At 67.5% G+C, this 25,818-nt stretch carries 23 protein-coding genes; 12 read left to right on the forward strand and 11 right to left on the reverse strand.

Translation table 11 applies throughout. The annotated features are described in order from the left end of the window. The first annotated feature begins 62 nt into the window (after positions 1-62). Entirely contained in the window at positions 63-779 is a 717-nt protein-coding gene (locus ABL840_RS29500) for an MgtC/SapB family protein (protein ID WP_093199763.1), read from the forward strand. A 16-nt stretch (positions 780-795) separates the two neighbouring features. On the opposite strand, the gene ABL840_RS29505 is transcribed toward ABL840_RS29500, so the two are convergent. Continuing rightward, positions 796-2,232 (reverse strand): NAD-dependent succinate-semialdehyde dehydrogenase, encoded by a 1,437-nt coding sequence (locus tag ABL840_RS29505; protein WP_093199761.1) that lies wholly within the window; start codon positions 2,230-2,232, stop codon positions 796-798. A 228-nt stretch (positions 2,233-2,460) separates the two neighbouring features. Here ABL840_RS29505 and ABL840_RS29510 point away from each other — a divergent pair, with 228 nt between their 5' ends. Further along, positions 2,461-3,048 carry a phospholipid scramblase-related protein gene (locus ABL840_RS29510; protein WP_093199758.1) on the forward strand — a complete coding sequence of 196 codons (588 nt, stop codon included), beginning with the start codon at positions 2,461-2,463 and terminating at the stop codon, positions 3,046-3,048. A gap of 34 nt (positions 3,049-3,082) precedes the next feature. Here the strand turns inward: ABL840_RS29510 and ABL840_RS29515 are convergent, their stop codons facing one another. The 3 genes from ABL840_RS29515 to xdhC form a co-directional block, all read right to left on the reverse strand. After that, positions 3,083-4,426, reverse strand: coding sequence for a glycerate kinase type-2 family protein (locus tag ABL840_RS29515; RefSeq protein WP_093199755.1), 1,344 nt, complete (start codon positions 4,424-4,426; stop codon positions 3,083-3,085). Positions 4,427-4,506: 80 nt separating this feature from the next. Next, positions 4,507-5,712: a urate hydroxylase PuuD gene (locus ABL840_RS29520; protein ID WP_093199753.1), complete on the reverse strand. Its 1,206-nt coding sequence runs from the start codon at positions 5,710-5,712 to the stop codon at positions 4,507-4,509. A 342-nt stretch (positions 5,713-6,054) separates the two neighbouring features. Beyond that, positions 6,055-6,864 carry a xanthine dehydrogenase accessory protein XdhC gene (gene xdhC / locus ABL840_RS29525; RefSeq protein ID WP_093305542.1) on the reverse strand — a complete coding sequence of 270 codons (810 nt, stop codon included), beginning with the start codon at positions 6,862-6,864 and terminating at the stop codon, positions 6,055-6,057. A 56-nt stretch (positions 6,865-6,920) separates the two neighbouring features. Here xdhC and ABL840_RS29530 point away from each other — a divergent pair, with 56 nt between their 5' ends. Beyond that, positions 6,921-7,418: a hypothetical protein gene (locus tag ABL840_RS29530; RefSeq protein ID WP_093305544.1), complete on the forward strand. Its 498-nt coding sequence runs from the start codon at positions 6,921-6,923 to the stop codon at positions 7,416-7,418. 2 nt (positions 7,419-7,420) lie between these two features. Here ABL840_RS29530 and uraH read toward each other — a convergent pair whose 3' ends face one another. After that, positions 7,421-7,771 (reverse strand): hydroxyisourate hydrolase, encoded by a 351-nt coding sequence (gene uraH / locus ABL840_RS29535; RefSeq protein ID WP_093305547.1) that lies wholly within the window; start codon positions 7,769-7,771, stop codon positions 7,421-7,423. 94 nt (positions 7,772-7,865) lie between these two features. Here uraH and ABL840_RS29540 point away from each other — a divergent pair, with 94 nt between their 5' ends. From ABL840_RS29540 to ABL840_RS29555, 4 genes are read left to right on the forward strand one after another with little or no spacing between them, the layout of a single operon-like run. Further along, positions 7,866-8,540, forward strand: a complete 675-nt coding sequence (locus tag ABL840_RS29540) for a GntR family transcriptional regulator (RefSeq protein WP_093058863.1) — start codon at positions 7,866-7,868, stop codon at positions 8,538-8,540. An 8-nt stretch (positions 8,541-8,548) separates the two neighbouring features. Continuing rightward, positions 8,549-9,511 (forward strand): allantoinase PuuE, encoded by a 963-nt coding sequence (puuE, locus tag ABL840_RS29545; RefSeq protein ID WP_093199740.1) that lies wholly within the window; start codon positions 8,549-8,551, stop codon positions 9,509-9,511. Then, positions 9,508-11,310: a 2-oxo-4-hydroxy-4-carboxy-5-ureidoimidazoline decarboxylase gene (gene uraD, locus ABL840_RS29550; protein WP_093305549.1), complete on the forward strand. Its 1,803-nt coding sequence runs from the start codon at positions 9,508-9,510 to the stop codon at positions 11,308-11,310. The genes puuE and uraD overlap by 4 nt, the downstream gene beginning before the upstream one ends. A gap of 16 nt (positions 11,311-11,326) precedes the next feature. Beyond that, positions 11,327-12,553 (forward strand): M20 family metallopeptidase, encoded by a 1,227-nt coding sequence (locus tag ABL840_RS29555; protein ID WP_093305550.1) that lies wholly within the window; start codon positions 11,327-11,329, stop codon positions 12,551-12,553. Between the two features lie 19 nt (positions 12,554-12,572). Here the strand turns inward: ABL840_RS29555 and ABL840_RS29560 are convergent, their stop codons facing one another. Then, complete coding sequence (locus ABL840_RS29560; RefSeq protein WP_093199729.1) at positions 12,573-14,603, reverse strand: putative bifunctional diguanylate cyclase/phosphodiesterase; 2,031 nt, start codon at positions 14,601-14,603, stop codon at positions 12,573-12,575. A gap of 182 nt (positions 14,604-14,785) precedes the next feature. On the opposite strand from ABL840_RS29560, the gene ABL840_RS29565 reads away from it, so the two are divergent. After that, entirely contained in the window at positions 14,786-16,492 is a 1,707-nt protein-coding gene (locus tag ABL840_RS29565; RefSeq protein WP_093305552.1) for an S-layer protein, read from the forward strand. Positions 16,493-16,547: 55 nt separating this feature from the next. Here the strand turns inward: ABL840_RS29565 and ABL840_RS29570 are convergent, their stop codons facing one another. The 3 genes from ABL840_RS29570 to ABL840_RS29580 form a co-directional block, all read right to left on the reverse strand. Further along, positions 16,548-17,033 carry an SgcJ/EcaC family oxidoreductase gene (locus ABL840_RS29570; RefSeq protein ID WP_093199723.1) on the reverse strand — a complete coding sequence of 162 codons (486 nt, stop codon included), beginning with the start codon at positions 17,031-17,033 and terminating at the stop codon, positions 16,548-16,550. Positions 17,034-17,214: 181 nt separating this feature from the next. Then, the gene (locus ABL840_RS29575) at positions 17,215-17,901 is read right to left on the reverse strand and encodes a response regulator transcription factor (RefSeq protein WP_093199718.1); all 687 of its coding nucleotides are present in this window, start codon (positions 17,899-17,901) and stop codon (positions 17,215-17,217) included. Further along, positions 17,898-19,553, reverse strand: coding sequence for a sensor histidine kinase (locus tag ABL840_RS29580; RefSeq protein WP_093305614.1), 1,656 nt, complete (start codon positions 19,551-19,553; stop codon positions 17,898-17,900). The genes ABL840_RS29575 and ABL840_RS29580 overlap by 4 nt, the downstream gene beginning before the upstream one ends. A gap of 129 nt (positions 19,554-19,682) precedes the next feature. Between ABL840_RS29580 and ABL840_RS29585 the strand changes: the two genes are divergently transcribed. Then, entirely contained in the window at positions 19,683-20,606 is a 924-nt protein-coding gene (locus tag ABL840_RS29585; RefSeq protein WP_093305553.1) for a LysR family transcriptional regulator, read from the forward strand. Between the two features lie 30 nt (positions 20,607-20,636). Here ABL840_RS29585 and ABL840_RS29590 read toward each other — a convergent pair whose 3' ends face one another. After that, positions 20,637-21,386, reverse strand: coding sequence for a TerC family protein (locus ABL840_RS29590; RefSeq protein WP_093199713.1), 750 nt, complete (start codon positions 21,384-21,386; stop codon positions 20,637-20,639). Positions 21,387-21,520: 134 nt separating this feature from the next. Continuing rightward, positions 21,521-21,898 (reverse strand): VOC family protein, encoded by a 378-nt coding sequence (locus ABL840_RS29595; RefSeq protein ID WP_418116381.1) that lies wholly within the window; start codon positions 21,896-21,898, stop codon positions 21,521-21,523. A 155-nt stretch (positions 21,899-22,053) separates the two neighbouring features. On the opposite strand from ABL840_RS29595, the gene ABL840_RS29600 reads away from it, so the two are divergent. The 3 genes from ABL840_RS29600 to ABL840_RS29610 all read left to right on the forward strand — a co-directional run bounded on the left by ABL840_RS29600 (position 22,054) and on the right by ABL840_RS29610 (position 25,813). After that, positions 22,054-23,238 (forward strand): hypothetical protein, encoded by a 1,185-nt coding sequence (locus ABL840_RS29600; RefSeq protein ID WP_418116052.1) that lies wholly within the window; start codon positions 22,054-22,056, stop codon positions 23,236-23,238. Between the two features lie 313 nt (positions 23,239-23,551). Then, positions 23,552-25,045, forward strand: a complete 1,494-nt coding sequence (locus ABL840_RS29605) for an NCS1 family nucleobase:cation symporter-1 (protein WP_093305558.1) — start codon at positions 23,552-23,554, stop codon at positions 25,043-25,045. Positions 25,046-25,075: 30 nt separating this feature from the next. After that, positions 25,076-25,813 carry an aspartate/glutamate racemase family protein gene (locus tag ABL840_RS29610; protein ID WP_093305560.1) on the forward strand — a complete coding sequence of 246 codons (738 nt, stop codon included), beginning with the start codon at positions 25,076-25,078 and terminating at the stop codon, positions 25,811-25,813. Positions 25,814-25,818 lie beyond the last annotated feature (5 nt).

Here is a 25,818-nt window from a genome sequence, read left to right on the forward strand (position 1 = left end):
TGACACGCACATGACACCCGGCGACTGCAAACTGAGGCATCACAAGAAAAAGGAATCCATCGATGCAAGCCATCCAGAACATCAACCTGCTCTCGTTGCTCGACACCTTCGTCAGCGTCGCGGCTGCGTTCATCCTCGGCTCGGTGATCGGCCTGGAGCGCCAGATACGCCAGCGCACGGCCGGCCTGCGCACCAACACATTGGTGGCCGTGGGCGCGGCGGTGTTCGTCGACATGGCCTACCGGCTCGATGGCAGCGGCGGCGCGGTGCGCGTGGTGGCCTATGTGGTGTCGGGCATCGGCTTCCTGGGCGCGGGCGCAATCATGAAGGAAGGTGCCAACGTCACGGGGCTGAACACTGCGGCAACGCTGTGGGGGTCGGCGGCGGTAGGCGCCTGCGCGGGTGCCGACCTGCTGGGCGAGGCGCTGATAGCGGCGCTCTTCGTGCTGGCCAGCAACACGCTGCTGCGGCCCGTGGTGAACCGCATCAACCGCCAGCCGATCAGCGAGGAAGCCAGCGAGGCGACGTACGTGGTGCGCGTGATCTGCTCGCGCGCGGCGCGGCCCGAGGTACTGGACCAGTTGCTGTTGCTGCTCGAGGCCGCGAACTATCCGGTGCGCGATGTCGACCAGCACCCCTTCGGGCCGGCCGACACCGAGATCGGCGCGACGCTCTATGCGACGGCGGTCGAGCCCGCGGAGCTCGACCGTGTCATCGAGGATCTGGAAGCACTCGACGGCGTACAGCAGGCCTTCTGGAATGCCACAGCCGAGGAGTGATTGAGCCCAAGCGGGCTCAGACGCCGAGGATCGAGACCGCCTTGGTGTTCAGGTAGGCCTCGAGCGCCTCGGGGCCGCCTTCCGAGCCGTAGCCCGAATCCTTCACGCCGCCGAACGGCATTTCCGGCGACGGGGTGGCGGGCTGGTTGATCCACAGCATGCCCAGTTCGAGCTTCTGGCTCAGCAGGTGGGCGTTCTTGATCGACTTGGTGAAGGCGTAGCCGGCCAGGCCGAAAGGCAGGCGGTTCGCTTCGGCGATCGCTTCATCGAGCGTGTCGAAGCCGCGGATGGCGGCGATGGGGCCGAAGGGTTCGTTGTTGAACACGTCGGCGTCCAGCGGCACGTCGGTCAGCACCGTGGGCGCGAAGAAGTTGCCGGCATCGCCGATGCGCTCGCCGCCGGTGGCGACCGTGGCGCCCTTCTTGCGGGCGTCTTCCAGCACGTAGGCCATGGCCGTGAGGCGGCGCGCATTGGCCAGCGGGCCGATGTTGGTGCCTTCTGCGAGGCCGTCGCCGAGCTTCAGGCCTTCGGCGTGCTTCACCAGCAGGCTCGCGAACTCGTTGCGCAGGCTGTTGTGCACCAGGAAGCGGGTCGGCGAGATGCAGACCTGGCCCGCGTTGCGGAACTTGGCGGCACCGGCGGCCTTGACGGCCAGCGCCACGTCGGCGTCTTCGGCGACGATCACCGGGGCATGGCCGCCGAGTTCCATCGTCACGCGCTTCATGTGCTGGCCGGCCAGCGCGGCCAGCTGCTTGCCGACCGGAGTCGAGCCCGTGAAGGTGACCTTGCGGATGATCGGGTGGGCGATCAGGTAGTTCGAGATCTCGGCGGGGTTGCCGAACACCAGGCCGACCACGCCGGGAGGGATGCCCGCGTCGACGAAGGCGCGCAGCAGCGCGGCGGGCGAGGCCGGGGTTTCCTCGGGAGCCTTCACCAGGAACGAGCAACCCGTGGCCAGCGCGGCACCGAGCTTGCGCACGATCTGGTTGATCGGGAAGTTCCAGGGCGTGAACGCGGCGACGGGGCCCAGCGGCTCCTTCAGCACCAGCTGCTGCGCGGCCAGGTTGCGCGAGGGCACGATGCGGCCGTAGACGCGGCGGCCTTCGTCGGCGAACCATTCGATGATGTCGGCGGCGGCCATCGTCTCGACCTTGGCTTCGCCCAGCGGCTTGCCCTGCTCCTGCGTGAGCAGCTTGGCGATTTCGAGAGCGCGTTCGCGGATCAGGCCCGCTGCGCGGCGCATGACGGCGGCGCGCTCGTTGGCGGGGGTGTTGCGCCAGGTCTCGAAGCCGCGTTGCGCGGCGGCCAGGGCGCGATCGAGGTCGGCGATGCTGGCATGCGCCACCTTGCCGATGGCCTTGCCGGTGGCGGGATTGACGACGTCCAGCGTCTTGCCTCCGGTGGCGTCGACCCACTCGTTGTCGATCAGCAGGCGGGTGTCGATGTAGGTCATGGCGAACTTTTCCTTCGAAGACTGGAGATTGAAAGGGGAATCTGGGTGTCCGGCGCGGCACCCCGGGGGAGTGCGCTGTCGACAAATGGCGGCCCTGGGACCGCCGGGGGCATAGATTAACCCGAGTTCGCAAACCCCGTCCGCCGGCGGCTACGGGCGGCGGCTGGGGCCGTCATGCACGCCGAACATAATCCCGCCACTCCAACACACAGAGGACGAGGGAAATCCATGCACGCGGCGCTGCGCAACAACCTGTTTTTCATCAAGGAACACGTCGGCATCTTCAAGGCCGCCAACAACTACGACATCTTCGACCCGCACTCGCAGCAGAAGATCCTGGAGTGCCGCGAGCCGGACCTCGGCTTCTTCAGCAAGCTGCTGCGCTTCACCGACTACAAGCGCTTCACGCCCTTCAACGTGGTGGTGTCGACACCCGAGGGGCAGAAGGTGCTGTCGGTCAGGCGCGGCGTTTCCATCTTCCTGTCGAAGGTGGAGGTTCTCGACGAGAGCGACCGGGTCGTCGGCTTCTTCAAGCAGAAGTTCTTCTCCATCGGCGGCAAGTTCGACGTGCTCGATGCGCAGGAGCAGGTCGCCTGCACGCTCAAGGGCAAGTGGACCAGCTGGGATTTCCGCTTCGTGCAGGGCAGCGCCGAGCTTGCCGCCGTGTCGAAGAAATGGGCGGGGCTGGGCAAGGAGCTCTTCACCTCCGCCGACAACTACATGCTGTCGATCGACCCGGGCGTGCCGGCCAACGACCAGCGCCGGCTGCTGATCGTGGCGGCCGTGATGTGCATCGACATGGTGCTGAAGGAGTAGCGGCAGCGGGAGCCCTCTCCCGCGGCCCCTTGCTTCAGAGCACCAGCAGCGCGCGGAAGTCGTTGACGTTGGTGTTCGTCGGCCCCGTCACGAACAGGTCGCCGATGGCGTCGAAGTAGCCATATGCGTCGTTGCGGTCGAGGTGGTCCGACAACTTCTTTCCCGCCGCACCGGCACGCGCCAGCGTGTCGGGCGTGACGAAGGCGCCGGCGTTGTCCTCCACGCCGTCGATGCCGTCGGTGTCCGCGGCCAGGGCCCACACCTGGGGTTGGCCCATGAGCGCGCCCGCCAGTCCCATGCAGAACTCGCCGGCCCGCCCTCCCCGGCCCTTGGCCTGGCCCGGCTGGCGCGGACGGATCGTCACCGTGGTCTCGCCACCGGAAAGAATCACGCAGGGCCGCGCGAACGGCTGGCCGCGATGCGCGGCGGCGCGAGCGAGCGCCGCGTGCACCTTGCCGACTTCGCGCGACTCGCCCTCGATCTCGTCGCTGAGGATATGCGCCTCGATGCCGGCCTCGCGCGCCGCCTTGGCCGCCGCCTCCAGCGACTGCTGCGGCGTGGCGATCATGTGCGTCTCGTGGCCCTCGAACACTGCGTCGTCGGGCTTGGGCGTTTCGAGCTCGCCGCTCTCGAGCCGGGCGCGCACCGGCGCGGGCACCTCGATGCCGTAGCGGTCGAGGATGGCCAGCGCGTCGGCGCAGGTGGTGGCGTCGGGCACCGTCGGGCCGCTGGCGATGACGGCCGGGTCGTCGCCGGGCACGTCGCTGATGGTCAGCGTCACCACGCGGGCCGGCGCGCATGCCGCGGCCAGCCGGCCGCCCTTGATGCGCGAGAGGTGCTTGCGCACGCAGTTCATCTCGCCGATGCCGGCGCCGCTTTCGAGCAGCTGCTTGTTGATGCGTTGCTTGTCGGCCAGCGTCAGCCCCTCGGCGGGCAGCACCAGCAGCGACGAGCCGCCGCCGGAAATCAGGCACAGCACGAGGTCGTCGGCGGTGAGGCCCTTCGTCAGCGCGAGGATGCGCTCGGCGGCCTGTTGGCCCGCAGCGTCGGGCACGGGGTGCGCGGCCTCGACGAGCTCGATGCGCTGCGGCACGCCTTCGGGGCGCGGCGGAATGTGGTCATAGCGCGTGACGACCAGCCCCGAGAGCGGCGCATCGGCCGGCCACAGGGCCTCCAGCGCCTGCACCATCGAGCCGCCGGCCTTGCCCGCGCCCAGCACCAGCGTGCGCCCCTTGGGCGGCGGCGGCAGATGGGGGCCCAGCGTGGACAGCGGCAGCGCGCGGTCCACCGCCACGCGGTAGAGATGTTCAAGGAAGGCGCGCGGGGCTTCGCGCGGATCGGGGGCGGGGCCGAAGGATGGGGTCGATGCGGTCGTCATTGCTGCTTTGTCTCCAATCCGGCGATTGTGCTGCGGACCGTGACCCGCCCCCTTGCCGCCGGTCAACTTCTTCTATCTGACTAGTTGGTCTTTGCGCCGGCCTGGAACCAGCGGCTGATGAGGGCCCGCTCTTCGTCGGTGATGCCCGTGGCGTTGTTCATCGGCATGATCTTGGTGACCACCACCTGCTGGTAGATCGCCTGCGCATGCGCTGTCACCTGCTCGGGCGAATCGACCCGCACGTTCTTCATCTGCACGGCGGCGCCGTGGCACATGAAGCAGCGCTGCTCCAGCACCTTCTGCACGTCCTTGTACTGCACCGCCGGCGCCGCGGCCGCCACCGCGGGGGCGGCGACGGGCTCGGGTTTCATCCAGACGATGGTCAGGCCCAGCACCACGATGCCCACCAGCGCATAGGGCAGCGGATTGCCCGCGTTGCCCAGCTTGAAGCGGTGGCGCACCACGAAGAACTGGCGGATGGCCGCGCCGCCGAGCATGATCAGCAGCAGCACGATCCAGTTGTACTTGTGCGTGTAGGCGAAGCTGTAGTGGTTGCTCAGCATCGCGAACAGCACCGGCAGCGTGAAGTAGGTGTTGTGCACGCTGCGCTGCTTGCCGCGCTGGCCGTGCACCGGGTCCACCGGCTTGCCTTCGCGCAGCGCCGCCACGTTCTTGCGCTGGCCGGGGATGATCCAGAAGAACACGTTGCCGCTCATGGTCGTGGCCATCATGGCGCCCACGAGCAGGAAGGCCGCGCGGCCCGCGAACCACTGGCAGGCCAGCCATGTCGCGAAGGCGATGAAGATCGCGATCAGCACGCCGACGATGGTGTCGCCGTGCTTGCGGCGCCCGAAGATCTGGCAGATGCCGTCGTAGACCATCCAGAACACGACGAAGAAGGCCAGCGCCACACCGATGGCGGCGCCGGGCTGCCAGTCCATCTTCGACTTGTCGATGAGGTACGTGCTCGCGTTCCACAGGTACGACATCGTGAAGAGCGTGAAACCCGTGATCCAGGTCGAATAGCTCTCCCAGTACGACCAGTGCAGGTGGTCCGGCAGCTTCTTGGGCGCCAGCGCGTACTTCTGCATGTTGTAGAAGCCGCCGCCGTGCACGGCCCATTGCTCGCCGCCCACGCCCTTGTCGAGCGATTCCTGGTCCTGCGGCTTCTCGAGGCTGTTGTCCAGCATCACGAAGTAGAAGGAGGCGCCGATCCAGGCGATGGCGGTGATGACGTGGACCCAGCGCAGCAGCAGGTTGGCCCAGTCGAGGTAATAGCTTTCCATATGCTTCTCTCTCATCAGATGTGAATGAACCTACTGCGCGTCCCGATCTCGCATCTGCGGTCCTCACCGTACCTGGGTACGGTTGCGGTCCTCGACGCGACCTCGGGTCGCTCGCTACGGTTCCTTCACATCTGCGCAACCCGCCCGGCGCGTGGGGGCGCCGGGAAAGGGTTTCAGCCTGCTCACCACCGCGGGCGCTGTAAGCAGAGAAAGTGCCGCGAACGCAGGCTCCATGGACAAATGGGCCTCGCTCCGCTGCGGCTTGTTGTGGACCGAAAGTGTATACAGTTTTGGCAAGGGACGGGGCGGTTTTTTCAGGCGCGACCGCCGGGAAAACCCTGTTCAGCCCAGCGATTGCAACAACTGTGCCGCCACCGCCACGGCGATCACTTCGGGCTCCTTGCCCGTGATGCCGGGCACCCCGATCGGACAGGTGATGCGGGCCAGCTCGTCGGCCGTGAAGCCCCGCGCCTCCAGCCGATGGCTGAAGGTGGCCCACTTGGTCTTGCTGCCGATCAGCCCGACGTAGGGCAGGTCGTTGCGCTCGCGCAGGCGCCTGAGGCAGGCGATGACGATGTCCAGGTCTTCGGCATGGCTGAAGCTCATGATGAGCACCCGGCTGCCCGGCACGAGCGCGGCCACGGCGTCCTGCACGGGCTCGGAATGCTCGGTGTCGATCTGCGCGGGCAGTTCGTCTGGAAAAACGCCATCGCGGCTGTCGATCCAGCGCACCGAGAACGGCAGCGCCGACAGCAGGCGGGCCAGCGCCGCGCCCACGTGCCCACCGCCGAAGAGTGCCACGGGCTTGAGCTGCGCGACCAGTTCACGCTGCAACGCCGGCGCATCGGCCACGGTGATGCGCTGGTACGACAGGAACATCACCCCGCCGCAACACTGCCCCAGGCTGGGCCCGAGCGGATAGCGCTGGATGCCGTCGAAGGGCTTGCGCGTTCCGGCGAGCATGTCGCGCGCTTCCTTCGTGGCCTGGAATTCGAGCTGCCCGCCGCCGATGGTGGCCGTGAGCCCGTCGGCCCACACGGCCATCCAGGTGCCGGCCTCGCGCGGCGCCGAGCCCTGCGTGGACTCGACGCGCACGAGCACGCCGTCTTCATGACGCAGACGTGCCAGCAGTTGATCGACCGCACCGCTCATTGCTCGTGACACCTTCGGTTGCCGGGCATGCAAGGACTCACGGTATAAACCCGGCCATGAATCGCCAGCTTACGCCTCGCCGCCTCGCCCTTGCAGCCTCTGTTCTTTCGGCCCTCTGGCTCGCCGGCTGCGGCTCCACCGGGTCGGTGCCCGGCCAATTGAGCGGGGCCAGCGGCGACGTCGGCGCAGGCCCCGTGCCGCGCACCTCGAATGCGTCGACCGCACGCGACTACCGCCGCGACGCGGCGCGCCACATCTACGAAACCAACCGCTCGCACATCTACAAGGGCCAGCTGCCCCCGGTGCTCTACGCCGTCGGCACCCTCGAGGTGAACATCGACGCGGGCGGCAAGGTGCGATCGATGCGCTGGCTGCGCGCACCCAAGCACGCGCCCGAAGTCATCGCCGAGATCGAGCGCATGGTGCTGAAGGCCTCGCCCTTCCCGCCGGCGACGCGCCTGGGCACCGTCACCTGGACGGACACCTGGCTGTGGGACGAGAGCGGCCGCTTCCAGCTCGACACACTGACAGAAGGCCAGCAACAAGGGGACTGACCTCAGGAGCCGCGGTACGTGGAATAGCTCCACGGGCTCACGAGCAGCGGCACGTGATAGTGCTGGTCGGTGTGCGCCACGCCGAAGTCCAGCGAGACCTTGTTCAGGAAGTTCGGCTCCGGCAGCTTGACGCCGAGGGTCTTGAAGTAGCCGGCCACGTCGAACACCAGGCGATAGGTGCCGACCTTCAGCGAGTTGTTGTCGTACAGCGGCCCCTCGCTGCGGCCGTCCGAATTCAGCGTGAAGCGCTTCACCAGCGTGGCGGCTTCGCCGTCGGTGGTGTAGAGCGCGACCTCCATGCCGGCCGCGGGGCCGCCATGCATCGTGTCCAGTACGTGAGTGCTCAGGCCCATGGGGCTCTCCTTGGAAGTCCGAAAGAGTCGGATCGGTGGGTGCGGGAAATTCCGGTGGACAAAAGTGTATACAGTTACCGGCTTTGGGTCTATCATGAAAAACATGGAGTCCTCCACCACCCGTTCGATCGTCGATGCCCTCACGAAGGCCATCGTCGAGCACAGGCTTCAGCCCGGCACCAAACTGGCCGAGCAGAAGCTGGCCGATCACTTCGGCGTCTCGCGCACGCTGGTGCGCCAAGCGCTGTTCCAGCTCTCGCAGAACAAGCTCATCCGGCTCGAGCCCGCGCGCGGCGCCTTCGTGGCCGCGCCGGCGGTCGACGAGGCCAAGCAGGTGTTCGCGGTGCGCCGCATGCTCGAGGCCGAGATGACGCGCGAGTTCGTTCGCACCGTCACGCCGGCCAAGATCAAGGCGCTGAAGGAGCACGTGGCGCTCGAGAAGTCCGCCGTGTCGGGCGAAGACATATCCGGCCGTACCGAATTGCTCGGTGACTTCCACGTGCGCATGGCCGAGCTCATGGGCAACCAGGTGCTGGCGCAGATCCTGGGCGAGCTCATCTCGCGCTGCGCCCTCATCACGCTGATGTACCAGAGCGCCAGCGCGGCCGAGCACTCCAACGACGAGCACGCCGACATCGTGAAGGCGCTGGCCGCGCGCGACGAGGAGCGCGCCGTGCGCCTCATGACCGAACACCTCGAGCACGTCGAGGCCAACCTCACCTTCGACCGCAAGGTCCCGACCAACGACATCTCGCTGGCGCTGTCCTGATCCACACAATGACCGTCTACGACTCCACCCTGCCCTACCCGCGCGACCTGATCGGCTACGGCCGCAACCCGCCCCATGCGCAATGGCCCGGCGGCGCGCGCGTCGCCGTGCAGTTCGTGCTGAACTACGAGGAAGGCGGCGAGAACGCCACGCTGCACGGCGATGCGGGCTCCGAGCAGTTCCTCTCCGAGATGTTCAACCCGGCGAGCTTTCCCGACCGGCACATCAGCATGGAAGGCATCTACGAGTACGGCTCGCGTGCCGGCGTGTGGCGCATCCTGCGCGAGTTCGAGAAGCGCGGCTTGCCGCTCACCGTGTTCGGCGTGGGGATGGCGCTGGAACGCTACCCCGAGCTGACCGCCGCCTTCAAGGAGCTGGGGCACGAGATCGCCTGCCACGGCTGGCGCTGGATCCACTACCAGAACATCGACGAAGCCACCGAGCGCGAGCACATGCGCCTTGGCATGGAAGCCATCGAGAAGCTCACCGGCGAGCGCGCGGTGGGCTGGTACACCGGCCGCGACAGCCCCCGCACCCGACGCCTCGTGGCCGACTACGGCGGCTTCGAGTACGACAGCGACTACTACGGCGACGACCTCCCCTTCTGGATGAAGGTGCAGAAGACCGACGGCACCGTGGTGCCGCAGCTCATCGTGCCCTACACGCTCGACTGCAACGACATGCGCTTCGCGCTGCCGCAGGGCTATTCGCACGCAGATCCGTTCTTCCAGTACATGAAGGACACCTTCGACGCGCTCTATGCCGAAGGCGACCCCGCCGGCGACAACAGCCCGAAGATGATGAGCATCGGCATGCACTGCCGCCTGCTCGGGCGGCCCGGACGCATCACCGCGCTGCAGCGCTTCCTCGATCACATCGCAAAGCACGACAAGGTGTGGGTCTGCCGCCGCGTCGACATCGCGCGCCACTGGAAGCAGGCGCACCCCTTCGAAGCAGGAGCCGCATCGTGAGCCTCACCATCGCCCAACTCAACGCCGCAGCACCGGCCGAAGCCGTCGCTCTGCTCGACGGCATCTACGAGCACTCGCCCTGGATCGCCGAGCGCGCCCTCGCCGCTCGCCCCTTCCGCTCGCTCGCGCACCTCAAGCACGCGCTTGTGCAGGCGCTGGCCGGTTCGTCGGCCGACGAGCAGATCGGCCTGATCCGCGCCCACCCCGAGCTCGCCGGCAAGGCCATGGTCAGCAAGACGCTGACGGCCGAATCGACCAACGAGCAGAGCAAGGCCGGCCTGACCGACTGCACGCCCGAGGAGTTCGCGAAGATCCAGCAGCTCAACGCCGACTACAACGCGAAGTTCGGCTTTCCCTTCATCCTCGCGGTGCGCGGCCCGCGCGGTACGGGGCTGGCCAAGCGCGAGATCATCGAGACCTTCGCGCGCCGGCTGCACAACCACCCCGACTTCGAACTCGGCGAGGCACTGCGCAACATCCATCGCATCGCCGAGATCCGCCTGGACGACAAGTTCGCCGCCAACATTGCGCTCGGCAACGACGTATGGGACTGGCAGGAGCAGCTCTCGGTGCACACCGACCCCGGCTATGCCGAGAAGAGCCAGCTCACCGTCACCTACCTGACCGACGCGCACCGCGCCTGCGCCGCGCAGATCTCGGGCTGGATGCGCGACGTGGGCTTCGACTCGGTGCACATCGACGCGGTCGGCAACGTGGTCGGCCGCTATGAAGCCGCAGGCTTCATCGAAGGTTCTGGCGCGACGCCCGACGCCAAGACCCTTCTCACCGGCTCGCACTACGACACCGTGCGCAACGGCGGCAAGTACGACGGCCGCCTCGGCATCTTCGTGCCGATGGCCTGCGTGCGCGAACTCAAGCGCCAGAACAAGCGCCTGCCCTTCGCCTTCGAGGTGGTGGGCTTCGCCGAGGAGGAAGGCCAGCGCTACAAGGCGACCTTCCTGGGCTCGGGCGCGCTCATCGGCCACTTCGACCAGCGCTGGCTCGACCAGAAGGACGCCGACGGCGTCACCATGCGCGAGGCCATGCAGCACGCGGGCCTGAAGCAGGAAGACATCCCGAAGATCCAGCGCGACCCGGCGCGCTACCTGGGCTTCGTCGAGGTGCACATCGAGCAGGGCCCGGTGCTCACCGAGCTCGACCTGCCGCTGGGCATCGTCACCTCCATCAACGGCAGCGTGCGCTACGTGGGCGAAGTGATCGGCATGGCCAGCCACGCCGGCACCACGCCCATGGACCGCCGCCGCGACGCGGCAGCGGCCGTGGCCGAGCTGATCCTCTACACCGAGCAGCGCGCGGCGAAGGACGGCGACTCGGTCGGCACCGTCGGCATGCTCGAAGTGCCCAGCGGCTCCATCAACGTGGTGCCGGGACGCTGCAAGTTCAGCCTCGACCTGCGCGCGCCCAACAACGCGCAGCGCGACGCGCTGGCCACCGACGTGGTCGCCGCGCTGAAGGACATCTGCGAGCGCCGCGGCGTGCGCTACGAGCTCGAGGAAACCATGCGCGCCGCCGCCGCGCCCAGCGCGCCTGCGTGGCAGCAGCGCTGGGAGAAGGCAGTCGACGCGCTGGGCATTCCGCTCTTCCGCATGCCCAGCGGCGCCGGCCACGACGCCATGAAGCTGCACGAGGTGATGCCGCAGGCGATGCTGTTCGTGCGCGGCATCAACTCGGGCATCAGCCACAACCCGCTCGAATCGAGCACCAACGACGACATCCAGCTCGCCGTGCAGGCCTTCCAGCTCCTGCTGGACAACCTCGCCACCGAACAAGCCCACTGATTCACAGAAAAAAATCATGACCGATTACGCAAAGCTCGACGCCTGGATCGACGCCCACTTCGACGAGGAAGTGAAATTCCTGCAGCAACTGGTGCAGGTGCCCACCGACACCCCGCCCGGCAACAACGCGCCGCACGCCGAGCGCACCGCCGAGCTGCTGAACGACTTCGGCCTCGAGGCCGAGAAGCACGCCGTGCCCGCGCAGGAAGTGAAGGACTACGGCCTCGAGTCGATCACCAACCTGATCGTGCGCCGCAAGTACGGCAACGGCGGCCGCACGGTGGCGCTGAACGCACACGGCGACGTGGTGCCTCCCGGCGAAGGCTGGACGCACGCCCCTTACGGCGGCGAGATCGTCGACGGCAGCCTCTACGGCCGCGCCGCAGCCGTGAGCAAGAGCGACTTCGCCAGCTTCACCTTCGCGCTGCGCGCGCTGGAAGCAGTCGCGAAGCCCACCAAGGGCAGCATCGAACTGCACTTCACCTACGACGAGGAATTCGGCGGCATCCTGGGCCCGGGCTGGCTGCTCGAAAAGGGGCTGACCAAGCCCGACCTGATGATCGCGGCCGGCTTCAGCTACGAAGTGGTCACTGCCCACAACGGCTGCCTGCAGATGGAAGTGACGGTGCACGGCAAGATGGCCCACGCCGCCGTGCCGGCCACCGGCATCGACGCGCTGCAGGGCGCGACGAAGATCCTGAACGCGCTGTACGCGCAGAACACGCTCTACAAGCAGGTCACGTCGAAGGTCGAGGGCATCACGCACCCGTACCTCAACGTCGGCCGCATCGAGGGCGGCACCAACACCAACGTGGTTCCGGGCAAGGTGGTGTTCAAGCTCGACCGCCGCATGATCCCCGAGGAGAACCCGGTGGAAGTGGAAGCCACCATCCGCAAGGTGATCGCCGACGCGGCAGCCGAGAGCGAAGGCATCACGGTCGAGATCAAGCGCCTGCTGCTGGCCAACTCGATGAAGCCGCTGGCGGGCAACAAGCCGCTGGTCGACGCGATCCAGAAGCATGGCGGCGAACTCTTCGGCGAGCCGATCAAGGCCATGGGCACACCGCTGTACACCGACGTGCGCCTGTACGTCGAGGCCGGCATTCCGGGCGTGATCTACGGCGCGGGGCCGCGCACGGTGCTCGAATCGCACGCCAAGCGCAGCGACGAACGCGTGGTGCTCGAAGACCTGCGCCGCGCCACCAAGGTGATCGCGCGCACGCTCAGCGACCTGCTGGCCTGACCGGCCGGGGCTGGGATCCTCAGCCCACCCTGGCGTGGGCGGTCGCCGAACGCGCGGCGGCCCACGCCATCACATCGGCCAGCGGCGCAGGCCGCGCCAGGTGATAGCCCTGCACCAGCCCGCAGCCCAGGTGGCGCAGCACGTCGAGCTCGGCCTGCGTCTCCACACCCTCTGCCACCACCTGGACGCCCAGCGAGTGGCCGAGCTGGACGATGGAGTCCACCAGCACCTCGTTGCCGGGAGAGGACGAGAGGTCGAGGATGAAGCTGCGGTCGATCTTCACCTGCCGCACGTACTCGCTGCGCAGCGACGCCAGCGACGAGAAGCCCACCCCGAAGTCGTCGACCACGATCACCACGCCCGCGGCCGACAGCGCGCTCAGCCGCCCGCGCGTGGCATGGGTGTCGAGCGCCACCTCCTCGGTGATCTCGATCTGCAGCCGGCGCGGCGCGATGCCGCGCAGCTTCAGCATTCCGAGCACGATGTCGTCCACCGCGAGCTGCGCCATCTCGCGCGGCGAGACATTGATCGCCACCGGCACGCTCGCCAGGCTCGAGCCCGCCGCCTCCAGCTGGCGCATGCCCCGGCAGACCTCGTCGACCAGGTGCCGCAGCAGCGGCTCGGCCACGCCGGTGCTCGCGGCTGCGTGGATCACGTCTTCCGGGGCGATGTGGCCGTGGCGCGGGTGGTTCCAGCGCATCAGCGCCTCGAGGCTGTGCACCTCCCGACCGTCGCTGGTCATGATCGGCTGGTACCACACGCCGATGTCGCGCGCCCCGATGGCCTGGAGCAGGTCGCGCTCCACGTCCCGGCGCGTGGCCAGGCGCTGGTTGAGCGCGTTGTCGAAGACCTGGTAGCGGTTGCGTCCGGTGCGCTTGGCCTCATGCAGGGCCTCGTCGGCGAAGCTGATCATGTCGGCGAAGCCCGCCTCGCCCGAGACGGAGATGCCGATGCTCACGCCCAGGTGACCGCCGTAGTGCGACGTGGCGAAGGAGATCGAGCGGATCAGCGCCTGGGCGATCGCCGCTGGCGCCTGCCGCTCGTCGCGCAGGCAGTAGAGCACCGCGAATTCGTCGCCGCCCCAGCGGCCGAGCACGGCCTGCATGTCCGCGGTCTCGCGCTGCAGCCAGGAGGCCACGTCCTGCAGCACGCGGTCGCCGGCCTTGTGGCCGAAGGCGTCGTTCACGGCCTTGAAGCCGTCCAGGTCCAGCAGCAGCAGGCCGTGCTGGCGGCCGTCGGGCACCGTGATGTGCAGCGTCGCCGCCTCGGTGAAGCCTTCGCGGTTGAGCAGGCCGGTGAGCGAATCGTGCGAGGCGCGAAAAGCCAGCTGCTGCGCGGCGTCCAGCGACTTCGCGTGCGCCATCCGCAGCTGGGTGGCCATGGCGGTGGCTTCGTTGCGGATGCGGCTTCCTTCGCGGAAGGCCCTGTCGCTGTGCACCGCGCCGCGCACCAGCGCACCGAGATACAGCAGCACCATGGCCGCCAGGCTCAGATTGTCGAAGCCGCCCGCGAAGACGAGGCAGCCCGCCACCGACAGCAGCGCCGGCGTGATGAAGCTGATCGGCACGAACGCATAGGCGATGCCGTAGGTGACGGAGCCCGCGCAGATGCCGCACACCACCGTCAGGTAGAACACCGCCTGCGGCGAGGAGTAGCCGTCGCACAGCAGCGGGATGAGCGCCCACACGCAGCCCGACACCCCGGCCATGAAAGCGGCGGCCCGCAGATGCCATTCGACCGGGCGCCCGTCCGGTGAGGTGGCGACGCCGCTTTCGATCGCAACGCCGGGCCACGGCGCGAAAGGCCAGCGGCTGATGTAGCTGCGCACCCCGTTCAGCGCGAGCGAAAGCAGCAGCCAGATCAGCCCTTCGAAGGCGCGACCGGCGTGGAGCGCGACCAGCGCCGCGGTGCAGCTCAGCACCACGTTGATGGGAATGGCCGCCAGCACGCTGCGGCGCACCGCCACCATCTGGTCGGTGCGCACCATGCGCGACAGCATCTCATCGTCGACGGACGCGGTAAGCGAAGTTGCGGGCGCGCTGGGAATCATGGGAGGGGCACAGTTTATAGAGGGCACGCCTCCCCGGCCCGGCAAGCCCACCGACATCTCTCCGATGGGCATGAAAACAACGAACTTTCGTTCCAATTTCATGGAAGCGTCATCGCCCCCCTCCAGACTCGGCGGCTTTCCAGGACACGCGCACTTCAGGTGCGCGTCATTTTTTGACCGCCATGCCTACCCTTCCGATCGTTCGCCCGACTCCCCTCCCGTTCCGCCGCTCGCTGTTCTCCACCCTCGCCGTCGGCACGCTCATGCTGGCCGGCTGCGGTGGCGGCGGAAGCTCCAGCGGCCCGGCCTTCTTTCCCGTGGCAACCGGCACTCCGCCTGCCGTCGCGCCCGCTCCCACACCCGCCGCCGATCCCGGCCCCGCCGCACCGGCCGGCCGCTGGACCGTGGGCGACCTGCACATCCACACGATCCAATCGGACGACACGCAGCAGATCTCCACGCTCGACCAGGTGCTGGCCAAGGCCTTCGACCAGTTCGGGCTCGACTGGGCGGCGCTGTCCGATCACCTGCGCCTGTCTTCCTATGACAACGCCGGCAACAAGCTGGCGACGCAGATTCCGTTCTCGGAGGGCATGGCCAAGTACCAGGTGCCCCGCATCAAGGCGCTGCAGGCCAGCGGCAAGTACGCCGACAAGACGATCTTCGCGGCCTTCGAATGGGACATGCCGTCGCATGACCACGGCAACGTCGGCATCCTGACCGACAACCCGATGTCCGACGCCGCGCTCAAGGCCGCGAGCCAGTTCGAGTACCTCTTCACCAACCGCGACCCCGCGCTTTTCCCGGCCGCCGACGTCGCCGCCTGGGGCCCGAAGGCCGGCACCGGCTACAACACGCACGCCGAAACCATGGCCGCGATCGCCTGGCTCAAGAAGAACTACCCCGACACCAGCTACCTGCAGGTCAACCACCCGTCACGCAACCCCGGCAAGTACACGATCGCCCAGCTGCGCGAGATGAACGACCTCGCGCCGAACATCGTGTTCTCGCTCGAAGGCATGGTCGGCAACCAGATGGAGCCCGACCGCGGCGGCTACAACAGCGCCTACATCCCGGCCAACCTGCCCTCGCGCACCTACGGCGGCGTCGACTACCTCGTCGCCAAGCTCGGCGGCACCTGGGACGCTCTGCTGTCCGAAGGCCGTCGCATCTGGAACGTGGCCGACTCCGACTATCACTTCACCGTCTCGCAAGGCCAGTACAGCAGCGGCTACGCGCCGGGCGAGTACGCGAAGAACCACCTGTGGGGCGACGTCAAGGATCCGAAGTCGCTGCTCGCGGCCATGCGCTCGGGCAAGCTCTTCGCGGTGAACGGCGGCCTGATCGACGCGCTCGACTTCAAGGTGCAGAGCGCCAAGGCCTCCGGCGAGATGGGCTCGGAAGTGGCGGCCAGGACGGGCGAAGACCTGAAGATCACGATCCGCTTCAAGAGCCCCGAGCGCAACAACTTCGAGTACCAGCTCGGCAGCGGCATCTTCGCCAACGTGAAGCCGGTGGTCGACCACATCGACCTGATCGCGGGCGACGTGACCGGCCCCGAGCTGCCGGGCACGCCGGGCTATTCGCGCGACACGAACCCGTCGACCCGCGTGCTCAAGCGCTTCACCCGCAGCGACTGGAAGCTCGACGCCGACGGCTACTTCGCCGTGAGCTACACCGTGAAGGCCGGCAACAACCAGTACTTCCGCCTGCGCGGCACGAACCTGGGAACGGACGTGCCGAACGAAACTGCCGGCGGCGAGCCGCTGTTCGACGCGCAGACCACCGGCACCGACAACGTGGCGCGCTTCAACGCCATCAACGCACGCAACTACAGCGACCTCTGGTTCTATTCGAACCCGGTGTTCGTGAAGGTCGCCGCGCAGTAAGTCGCGGCCGACACCCGGGCCGGGTCGACTCGAGCCCGGGTGCCGTCGATGCCGATCAGCTCTTCGGCGCGCGCGCCTCGGGCATCGCCGACGAGTGGTGATGCGCGATCAGCCACTGCCCGTTCACCCACTCGTAGACGTAGGTGTAGCGCGCATGCACGGTGCCGCCGTCCTTGAAGCGGAAGGTGTAGGTGCCGACGTCCTGCGCCACGTTGCAGCCGATCTTGACGATGCGCTTGTCGATCTTTCCTTGCGGCTCGCTCTTGAGGAACTTGACGAAGTAGTCGCGGATTTCCGCCGGATTGGTGCGCGGCTGGTTCGACACGGTCGGCAGCAGCACGCCGTCGGGCGCGTAGTTGGCGACCACCTTGTCCGGGTCCAGCGTGCGCAGCGAGTTGTTCCAGCGGTCGAACAGCGCGCCGATCTGCGCTTCGTCTGCCGGCGCGCAGGCGGCGGTTGCGGCGCCCTGGGCCAGCGCACCGGTGGCGAGGGTCAGGGAAAGAACGCCGAGGGCGGCGCTGGCGACGAGACTTTTCTTCACGGAGATTCCTTGCTTTGAAAGTAGTTGTGGAACACCGGCATCCGCCGGTGCTGCACCGCATTCGCGAGGCAGGAATCCAGTCTCCGGCGCAAGGATGAACAACACCCGTGCGCAGCGATGAACGCGAGTTGAAGCGCAGATGAACAACGGATGAACGCCGCCCCAGGCAGGGCCGCGGCGTTCAGTCCTCCTGCGCGTCGAGCCGGTAGCCGAAGCCGCGCACGGTCTTGAGCAGTGCGAGCGGATGGCCCTCGTCGATCTTGGCCCGCAGGCGCCGCACGTAGACGTCGACCACGTTGGTCAGCGGGTCCTCGTTGGTGCCCCACACGTTCGAGAGGATGCGTTCGCGGCTGTAGACGCGTCCGGGCGCGCTCATCAGCAGCTCCAGAAAAGCCAGCTCCTTCGCCGTCAGCGCGATCGGCTGCCCGGCCCGCGTGACCTGCATGCGCTCGCGGTCCAGCACCAGGTCGGCCACCTGCAGGCTGGTGGCCTTCACGCGCTGCTCGCGTCCGCGTCGCAGCAGCGCCTCGATGCGTGCCAGCAGCTCCTCGAATGCGAAGGGCTTGGTGAGATAGTCGTCCGCCCCGAGCCGCAGCCCGTTGACCTTGTCTTCCAGCGAGCTCATCGCCGTGAGCATCAGCACCGGCACGTGGTGGCCCTCGGCGCGCATCGTCTGGCACAGCTCCAGGCCGCTGAGGCCGGGCAGCATCAGATCGAGGATGAGCAGCGCCGGCTCGCCGCCGCGCGCCATCGCCAGGCCTTCGGTGCCGGTGCGGGCCAGCTGCACGCCGTAGCCTTCGGCACGCAGGCCGCGCTGCAGGAAGTCGGCCACGCGCGGATCGTCTTCGACCACGAGGATGTTGTTCATGCGACCTCCGGCGTTTCAGCAAGAGCGGCACCATCGCCACGGGGCAGCCGGATGCGAACCGCGGTGCCGACCGACGGTTCGCTGTCGATGTCGATGCGGCCCCCGTGCGCCGCGACGATGGCCTGCGCGATCGACAAGCCGATACCGGTGCCCTCCACCCGGTGCGCCCGCGCTCGCTGACCGCGCTTGAAGCGCTGGAACACCGTGGGCAGCTCGCCGGCGTCGATGCCGATGCCCTTGTCGCGCACCGCGATCTCCACGCATCCGTCGTCGAGTTCACGGCAGCCGAGGCTGACCTCGCCGCCAGAATGCGAGTAGCGCACGGCGTTGTCGAGCACGATGACCAGCGCCTGGCGCAGCCGGTCGGCATCGGCATGGACGTGCAGCACGCCCGGCTGCGCGTCCTGCGGGGTGTCGAGGCGCACACCGACGCCGTGCAGGGCACCCAGCGCCTCGGCCTGCTCGGCGGCGTCGCCCACCAGCAGGCCGAGGTCGACCCGGCCCTTTCGCATGACGAGCTGGTCGGCCTCGGCGCGTGCGATCAGCATCAGGTCGTCGATCACACGTGCGAGCTGCTCCACGCCGCCGACGATGCGCGAGAGCGTCAGCTTGTATTCGGCCAGCGGCTTGTCGACGCCGCGCAGCGCGATCTCGGCCTCGCCGCGGATGGCTGTGGCCGGCGTGCGCAACTCGTGGCTCAGGTCGGCAAAGAGCTGGCGGCGGCGCTGGTCGATGTTCTGCAGCGTCACGTGGGCGGTCTGCAGCTCTGCCGTGCGCGCAGTCACTGCTTCTTCCAGCTTGTGCCGGGCGGCTTCCGCATCGCTCCTGCGCTGCTGCAGTTCGGCGGCCATGGCGTTGAAATGCTCCGCCACCTGTCCGAACTCGTCGCCCGAGCCGACCGGCATGCGATGGTCCATGCGGCCCGCCTGCAGGGCTTGCGTGCCGGTCAGCAGGCCGGCAATGGGCGCCTGCAGCCGCCGGTTCAGGCGAATGGCGAGCAGCACGGCGGCGACCAGCGTCAGCACGGCAAGGCCGATGGCCTGCAGGCGCAGCACTTCCAGCGCGCTTTCGGTGGCCAGGCGCGCGGCCGGCACCGCCTGCTTCTGGCGTTCGATCGCGCCGTTGACGAGCTCGCGCAGGTCGCGACCGCGCGTCACGTCGAACACCTGGTTGATCTGCTGCCACACCGAAGAAAACTCCGCGCCCGGCTCCAGCGGCGCGAGCTGCAGCAGGCGGGCCTGCACCTCGGCGATGTTGGCGTCGAGCAGGTCGATACTCGATGCCAGATGGGTCACGGCTTCGGGCACCGGCGTGCCGCGTATCGAATTCACAGTGGTCCACCAGGCCAGGTCGCGCTGCGTCAGCTCCCGCAGGCTGGCCGCGCTGGAACGCATGCCGGCCAGCCAGCGGTCGCGAGCCTCTATGGGTGCGTCGCCGTTCATCAACCGCAGCGAGGCCCAGACCCGCAACCGCTGCTTGTTGGCGGAAAGCTCCAGCAGGTCGGACTGGATGTCGCTCGCCAGCCGGCTGTGCTGGGCGTAGAAGTTGACGCGCTGGGAGCCGAGATAGATGAACACGGCCTGCACGCAGACCAGCGCGACGAGCGCCGCGAAGGCCAGCGAGAGCCGCGAGCGGAACTTGATTGAAGGCATCGGTCGGGTCGAGGCGAGCACCAGCTTTGGAGGGTGCGAAGAATAGCCCATGCCCTTCCGCCGGCCGACATTCATCGAATTTGGTGAAGCTCGTTTGACCATGGCATCGATGTTTGCGATGCTTCCCGGATGATCAACGAACTCAAGACCTTCATCGCGGTGTGCAAGCTCGGCACCTTCGCTGCCGCCGGCGACCGCATCGGTCTCACGCAGTCCGCGGTGAGCAGCCAGATGAAGCGCCTCGAGGAGGCACTGGGCTTCGAGCTCTTCGACCGCACCGGCCGCTCGGCCACGCTGAACGTCGCAGGGCAGACGACGCTGCCGCGCGCCGAAGAGATCTGCGCCCTCTTCGCCAGCCTCGGCGAGCTTCCCCAAGGCGACGCTGCGCAGGGCCTCCTGCGCGTCGGCTCGATCGCCTCGGCGCAGCCCACGCTGCTGGCGCGCGCGCTCGAGCAGATGCGCAAATCATTTCCGCTCGTGCGCGTGCACGTGTCGCCCGGTGTCTCGATGCGCCTGATGGACGACCTGGACGCCGGCAAGATAGATGCGGCCGTGATCATCCGCCCGCCCTTCGGGATGCCCGCGGACCTGACCTGGCAGCCGCTGGTGCACGAGCCCTTCGTGCTGGCAGTGCCCAGGTCCCTGCCCGCCACCAGGGACTGGCGCACGCTGATCCAGGAACAGCCCTTTCTTCGCTACGACAGGGCTTCTTTCGGGGGGCGCATGGTCGAGGCGTTCCTGCGCCGCGAGGGTCTTTCGGTCAACGACGCGATCGAGGTCGACGAGATTCCCGGGCTGATCCACATGGCTTCGCGCGGCCTCGGCGTGGCGCTGGTGCCGATGGTCGAAGCGCATCTCCCGTTGCCGGAAGGCGTGCGCGTCGTGCCGCTTGGCGAGTTCACCTTCCACCGCGAGATCGGCCTGCTGCAGCGCAAGCCCAGGGCCAGCCCGCCCATGGTGGCGCACTTCGCCCGATGCCTGAGCGATGCGGCCGCAAAGACGGCCGCAAAGGTGGCCGCAACGGCGCCCGGGAAGCGCCGCCGCTCGCCATAGGCTTGCCCGCAGTTCGCCCCGGACTCGGTCTCAGTCGCCCGGGATGCGGGGCGGGTTCAGCTCCACGCGCCGGGCGGCCTTCTTGCGCATGCGGATGTTGAGCATTTCCACGGTCAGCGAGAAGGCCATCGCGAAGTACACGTAGCCCTTGGGCACGTGATTGTCGAAACCCTCGGCGACGAGCACGACGCCCACGACCACCAGGAAGGAAAGCGCCAGCATCTTGATGGTGGGATGGGCGGAGACGAAGCGGCCGATAGGGCCGGCGAACAGCATCATCAGCAGCACCGAGGCGATCACCGCCGCGATCATGACGCGCACGTCGTCCACCATGCCCACGGCCGTGATGATCGAGTCGAGCGAGAACACCAGGTCGATGATCATGATCTGCAGGATCACCGACGCGAAGGTCGCCTTGGCGGCGCTCTGCTTCTGCTCGTGCTCGCCTTCCAGCGACTGGTGGACTTCGCTCGTGCTCTTCCAGATGAGGAACAGGCCGCCCAGGATGAGGATCAGGTCGCGGCCCGAGATCTCCTGGCTGAACACGGTGAAGAGCGGCGTCACCAGGCCGACGATCCAGGCAAGCACCAGCAGCAGGCCGATGCGCATGAACATGGCCATGAACAGGCCGATGCGCCGCGCGAACTCCCGCTGTGCCAGCGGCAGCTTGTCGACCAGGATCGAGATGAAGATGATGTTGTCGATCCCGAGGACCAGTTCCAGCGCGGTCAGGGTGGCGAAGGCAATCCAGACCTGGGGATCGGTAAGAAGTTCGAGCATGGGCGCGGCTGTGTTGCGTCAACGCGCGGTCGGCGACCGCGGCGGGCGTGCGCATCTTAAGGGCGCATACGCAACCGGCGCCAGCGTCCCCGCGGCCCATGGGCCCTTGAGCCCGTGGGTCATTGCCCCCTCGCTCAGCGGGCGAAAAGCGAGCTCAGGTCGGCGAAGGACTTCATCTCGATGGCGTTGCCCGAAGGGTCGAGGAAGAACATCGTCGCCTGTTCGCCCGGCTCGCCCTTGAAGCGGATGTACGGCTCGATGACGAACTCGGTGCCGCGCGCCACCAGCTTGTCGGCCATGGCCTGCCATTGCTCCATGGGAACGATGGCGCCGAAGTGCCGCACCGGCACGTCGTGGCCATCGACCGGGCTGCTCTGGCGATGGCCGCACTCCTCGGGCGCAAGGTGCGCCACGATCTGGTGGCCGTAGAAATCGAAGTCGACCCACTCGGGGGCGCTGCGGCCTTCGGGACATCCCAGCAGGCCGCCGTAGAAGGCACGTGCCTCGGCGATGTCGCGCACGGGGAACGCGAGGTGGAACGGGATGCGGGTGCTTGTGTTCGTGCTGCTCATGACTTTCCATCGGTTCAAGGGGATGGATGCGACTCTAGGCAGCGTCTCTCATTATCGAAAGCGATATATTTTTCTCGTGAGCTCCACGGATTTCGATGAATCCGTCAGGCGACACTTCGGGGCATCGAATCCCCGAGCCCATATCGAAGATGCCCGAGACGCCACCATCTCCTGCCGACCACGACCGCCAGCAAACGCCATCACCGATGGCCGGGCTGTGGGCAGGGCTGTCGAGGCTCTTCAGCAGGAGCGCTCCCGCACAGGCGATGCCGCGAGAAACGGGCAGCGGCAAGGCCGGCATCCACCCCTGGCTCGCCGCTGGCGAACAGGTGAACGCCGACGTGCTGATCGACGGCAAGGTCGTAGCCCGGCTGGAGCACAAGGCCGCGAGCCCCGGATTGAAGAGGCTGCCCGCGGTGGTCTTCGATCTGCCCATCGGGCTCAAGCGGATCGAGCTGCGCGGATCGCACATCGACGCGCAAGGACAAGCCACCTCGTTCAGGAAGCGCTGGACCGTGTACGACATGGCTTCCGTGTCCCATCCGCTCTACGACAGGAGCCTGCCCCTGCCCGACCGGATCCGGGCCTTCGGCAAGCAGTCCCGGCTGATCGACGTGGGCGATCCGCGCTTGCCCGACGGCATCGGCGCGGAAGCAGCCCTTGTCGAATCGGAAACGCGCCTGAACGTCCGGCTGCCCGCACCGGTGCGCGAAGTGCTGTGCGGCGCAGGCATCGGGATCGAAAATTCCTACCTCCTGCCTCCCCACGGCCTGCAGACACCCATCGATCTGCTGTCGAGCCTGGGTGGACATACCCTCAGCGGCGGCGACCACGCGCTGGACGCCCTGCTGCCTCCCTCCGTCCTTGCACGCTACCGGCGCAGCGTGGTCGTCTTCGTGGAGATCGGCGATGGCCTGGGCGCCCTTGCATGGGACCCCGAGGGCGTCGTTCCGCAGGAGCCGCCCAACACCGCGGGAGACGAAGGCAACCCCGGCGCCCGGCCCGCGACGCCGAATGAAGGCGTCTGGTACTGGCTCCACCAGGGGCACATCGCCGAGCCCGCGCTGCTGCTGGACGACGACTACAAGCCACGGGATGCCGAGGCAGCCCTGACCAGCATATTCAAGCGCCTTCCTCTGTCGGCGGCCTCGCCCGGATCCGCGGACCATCTGCTGGTGGACACCGCCCACCCGCGCAACCTGCTGCAGCTTCACTTCGACGAACCGCGCAAGCCCGGGCTGCGGCTGCGCAGCTACGACTACCACTACAGCCTCTACTGAACGCTGAGCGCCGTCCCCTCGCGGCCGCCCTGGCCACGGGCAGCTATCCCGACCCCAAAAAGGTGCACAGCCTGTACCCAAGGCTGTGCAAGCCCTCCGGGACTGGGGCCGGTTTGCGCCTGGGCGCCTGGAAATAGACCGGCGTTTCACCCGCGCGAATGCGCGACGCAACAGGGAATCTACGGATATATGATTCCTCGAATGGCCTTGATTGAGATCAATTTTTGTATACAAATAACGCATCCGAAAGTCCGGCGCGAAATTTGCGTCAAAAAAGAGTCCAAATCCAACTCCACTCGAAAGAGGAAAGACCATGAGCACAGTCGTCAGCCACGCCCCCGCCGGGGCAAGCGAAGCCGGCATTGCGCCGCACGCGGAATCGAACGCCCTCATCAAGCCCGGCTACCACCCGCGCCTGACCAATGAAGACCTCGCTCCGCTGAAGAAGCAGACCTGGGGCCAATACAACATCTTTGCCTTCTGGATGTCGGACGTGCACAGCGTGGGCGGCTACATCACGGCCGGCAGCCTGTTCGCGCTGGGCCTTTCGAGCTGGCAGGTGCTGGTGTCGCTGCTGGTGGGCATCGTGATCGTGCAGATCTTCTGCAACCTCGTGGCCAAGCCCAGCCAGGTGACGGGCGTGCCCTACCCCGTGGTGTGCCGCGCGCCCTTCGGCGTGCTGGGCGCGAACATCCCGGCCATCATCCGCGGGCTGATCGCGGTGGCCTGGTACGGCGTGCAGACCTACCTCGCTTCGGCCGCCTTCATGGTGCTGGCGCTGCACATGGCACCGGGACTGGCGCCGTATGCCGAGGTCTCGAAGTACGGCTTCGCGGGCCTGTCCGCCCTCGGCTGGGTCGCGTTCATGGTCATGTGGGTGCTGCAGGCCTTCGTGTTCTGGCACGGCATGGACGCCATCCGCAAGTTCATCGACTGGGCCGGCCCGGCGGTGTACGTGGTCATGGCCATCCTTTGCGGCTGGCTGGTGTGGAAGGCCGGCTGGAGCAAGATCGACCTGAACCTGGGCGGCATCAAGTTCCAGGGCTGGGACGCGCTGCCGGTGATGCTCTCGGCCATCGCGCTGGTGGTGAGCTACTTCAGCGGCCCGATGCTCAACTTCGGCGACTTCTCGCGCTACGGCAAGAGCTTCGACGCGGTGAAGAAGGGCAACTTCTGGGGCCTGCCGGTGAACTTCGTGTTCTTCTCGCTGCTGACGGTCATCACCACCGCCGCCACGCTGCCCGTGTTCGGCGAACTCATCACCGACCCGGTGCATACCGTGGGCAAGATCGACAGCACCACCGCCGTCATGCTGGGCGCGCTGACCTTCATGATCGCCACCATCGGCATCAACATCGTCGCCAACTTCGTCTCGCCGGCCTTCGACTTCTCCAACGTGGCGCCGCAGCACATCAGCTGGCGCACGGGCGGCATGATCGCCGCGGTGGGCTCGGTGTTCCTCACGCCGTGGAACCTCTACAACAGCCCCGAAGTCATCCACTACACGCTCGACGTGCTGGGCTCGTTCATCGGGCCGCTGTTCGGCATCCTCATTGCCGACTACTACATCGTGCGCAAGCAGCGCATCGACGTGGACGCGCTCTACAGCATGAGCCCCAAGGGCGAATACTGGTACAGCGGCGGCTACAACCCGAAGGCGATCCAGGCGCTGGTGCCGGCGGCCATCGTGCCGATCCTGTGCGTGATGGTGCCGACGCTGCGCGGCGCCGCCAACTACGCGTGGTTCATCGGCATGGGCCTGGGCTTCATCATCTACGCCGTGCTGAACCGCAACGACAAGACTTGAACTTCTAGAGAGAAAGAAAGGGACCGCGCCGTGCGCATCAAGATCATCAATCCCAACACCACCTGGAGCATGACCGAGAAGATCGGTGCATGCGCCCGCGCGGTGGCGCACGCCGGCACCGAGATCGTCGCCGTGAGCCCGGCCATGGGGCCGGTCTCCATCGAGAGCCACTACGACGAGGCCCTCGCCGTTCCGGGCCTGCTGCAGGAGATCGCGGCGGGCGAGCGCGAAGGCGTCGACGGCTACGTGATCGCCTGCTTCGGCGACCCGGGCCTGAAGGCCGCGCGCGAACTGGCACGCGGCCCCGTGGTGGGCATCGCCGAAGCGGCGATGCACCTGGCCAGCATGATCGGCAGCCGCTTCAGCGTGGTGACCACGCTGGGCCGCACCATCGGGCAGGCCTGGCACCTGGCCGAGATCTACGGCATGGAACGCTTCTGCGCCAACGTGCGCGCCTGCGAGCTGCCAGTGCTCGAGCTGGAGGAGCCCGGCTCGCGGGCGCGCGAGCGCATCGTCGAAGAGTGCCGCCGCGCGCTGGAAGAAGACGGCACCGACTGCATCGTGCTCGGCTGCGCCGGCATGACCGACCTGTGCGAGCACATCGAGGGCGTGCTGGGCGTGCCCGTGATCGACGGCGTGGCCGCAGGTACCAAGCTCATCGAGTCGCTCGTTACCCTGAAACTGCGCACCAGCAAGCGCGGTGAGCTGGCAAAGCCCCTGCCCAAGCCCATCATTGGCGCCCTCGAGGGTTTCACCCTCGAGCGGTAGGCCAC

Source organism: Variovorax sp. NFACC27, from assembly GCF_048301545.1.
GTDB lineage: Bacteria > Pseudomonadota > Gammaproteobacteria > Burkholderiales > Burkholderiaceae_C > Variovorax > Variovorax gossypii.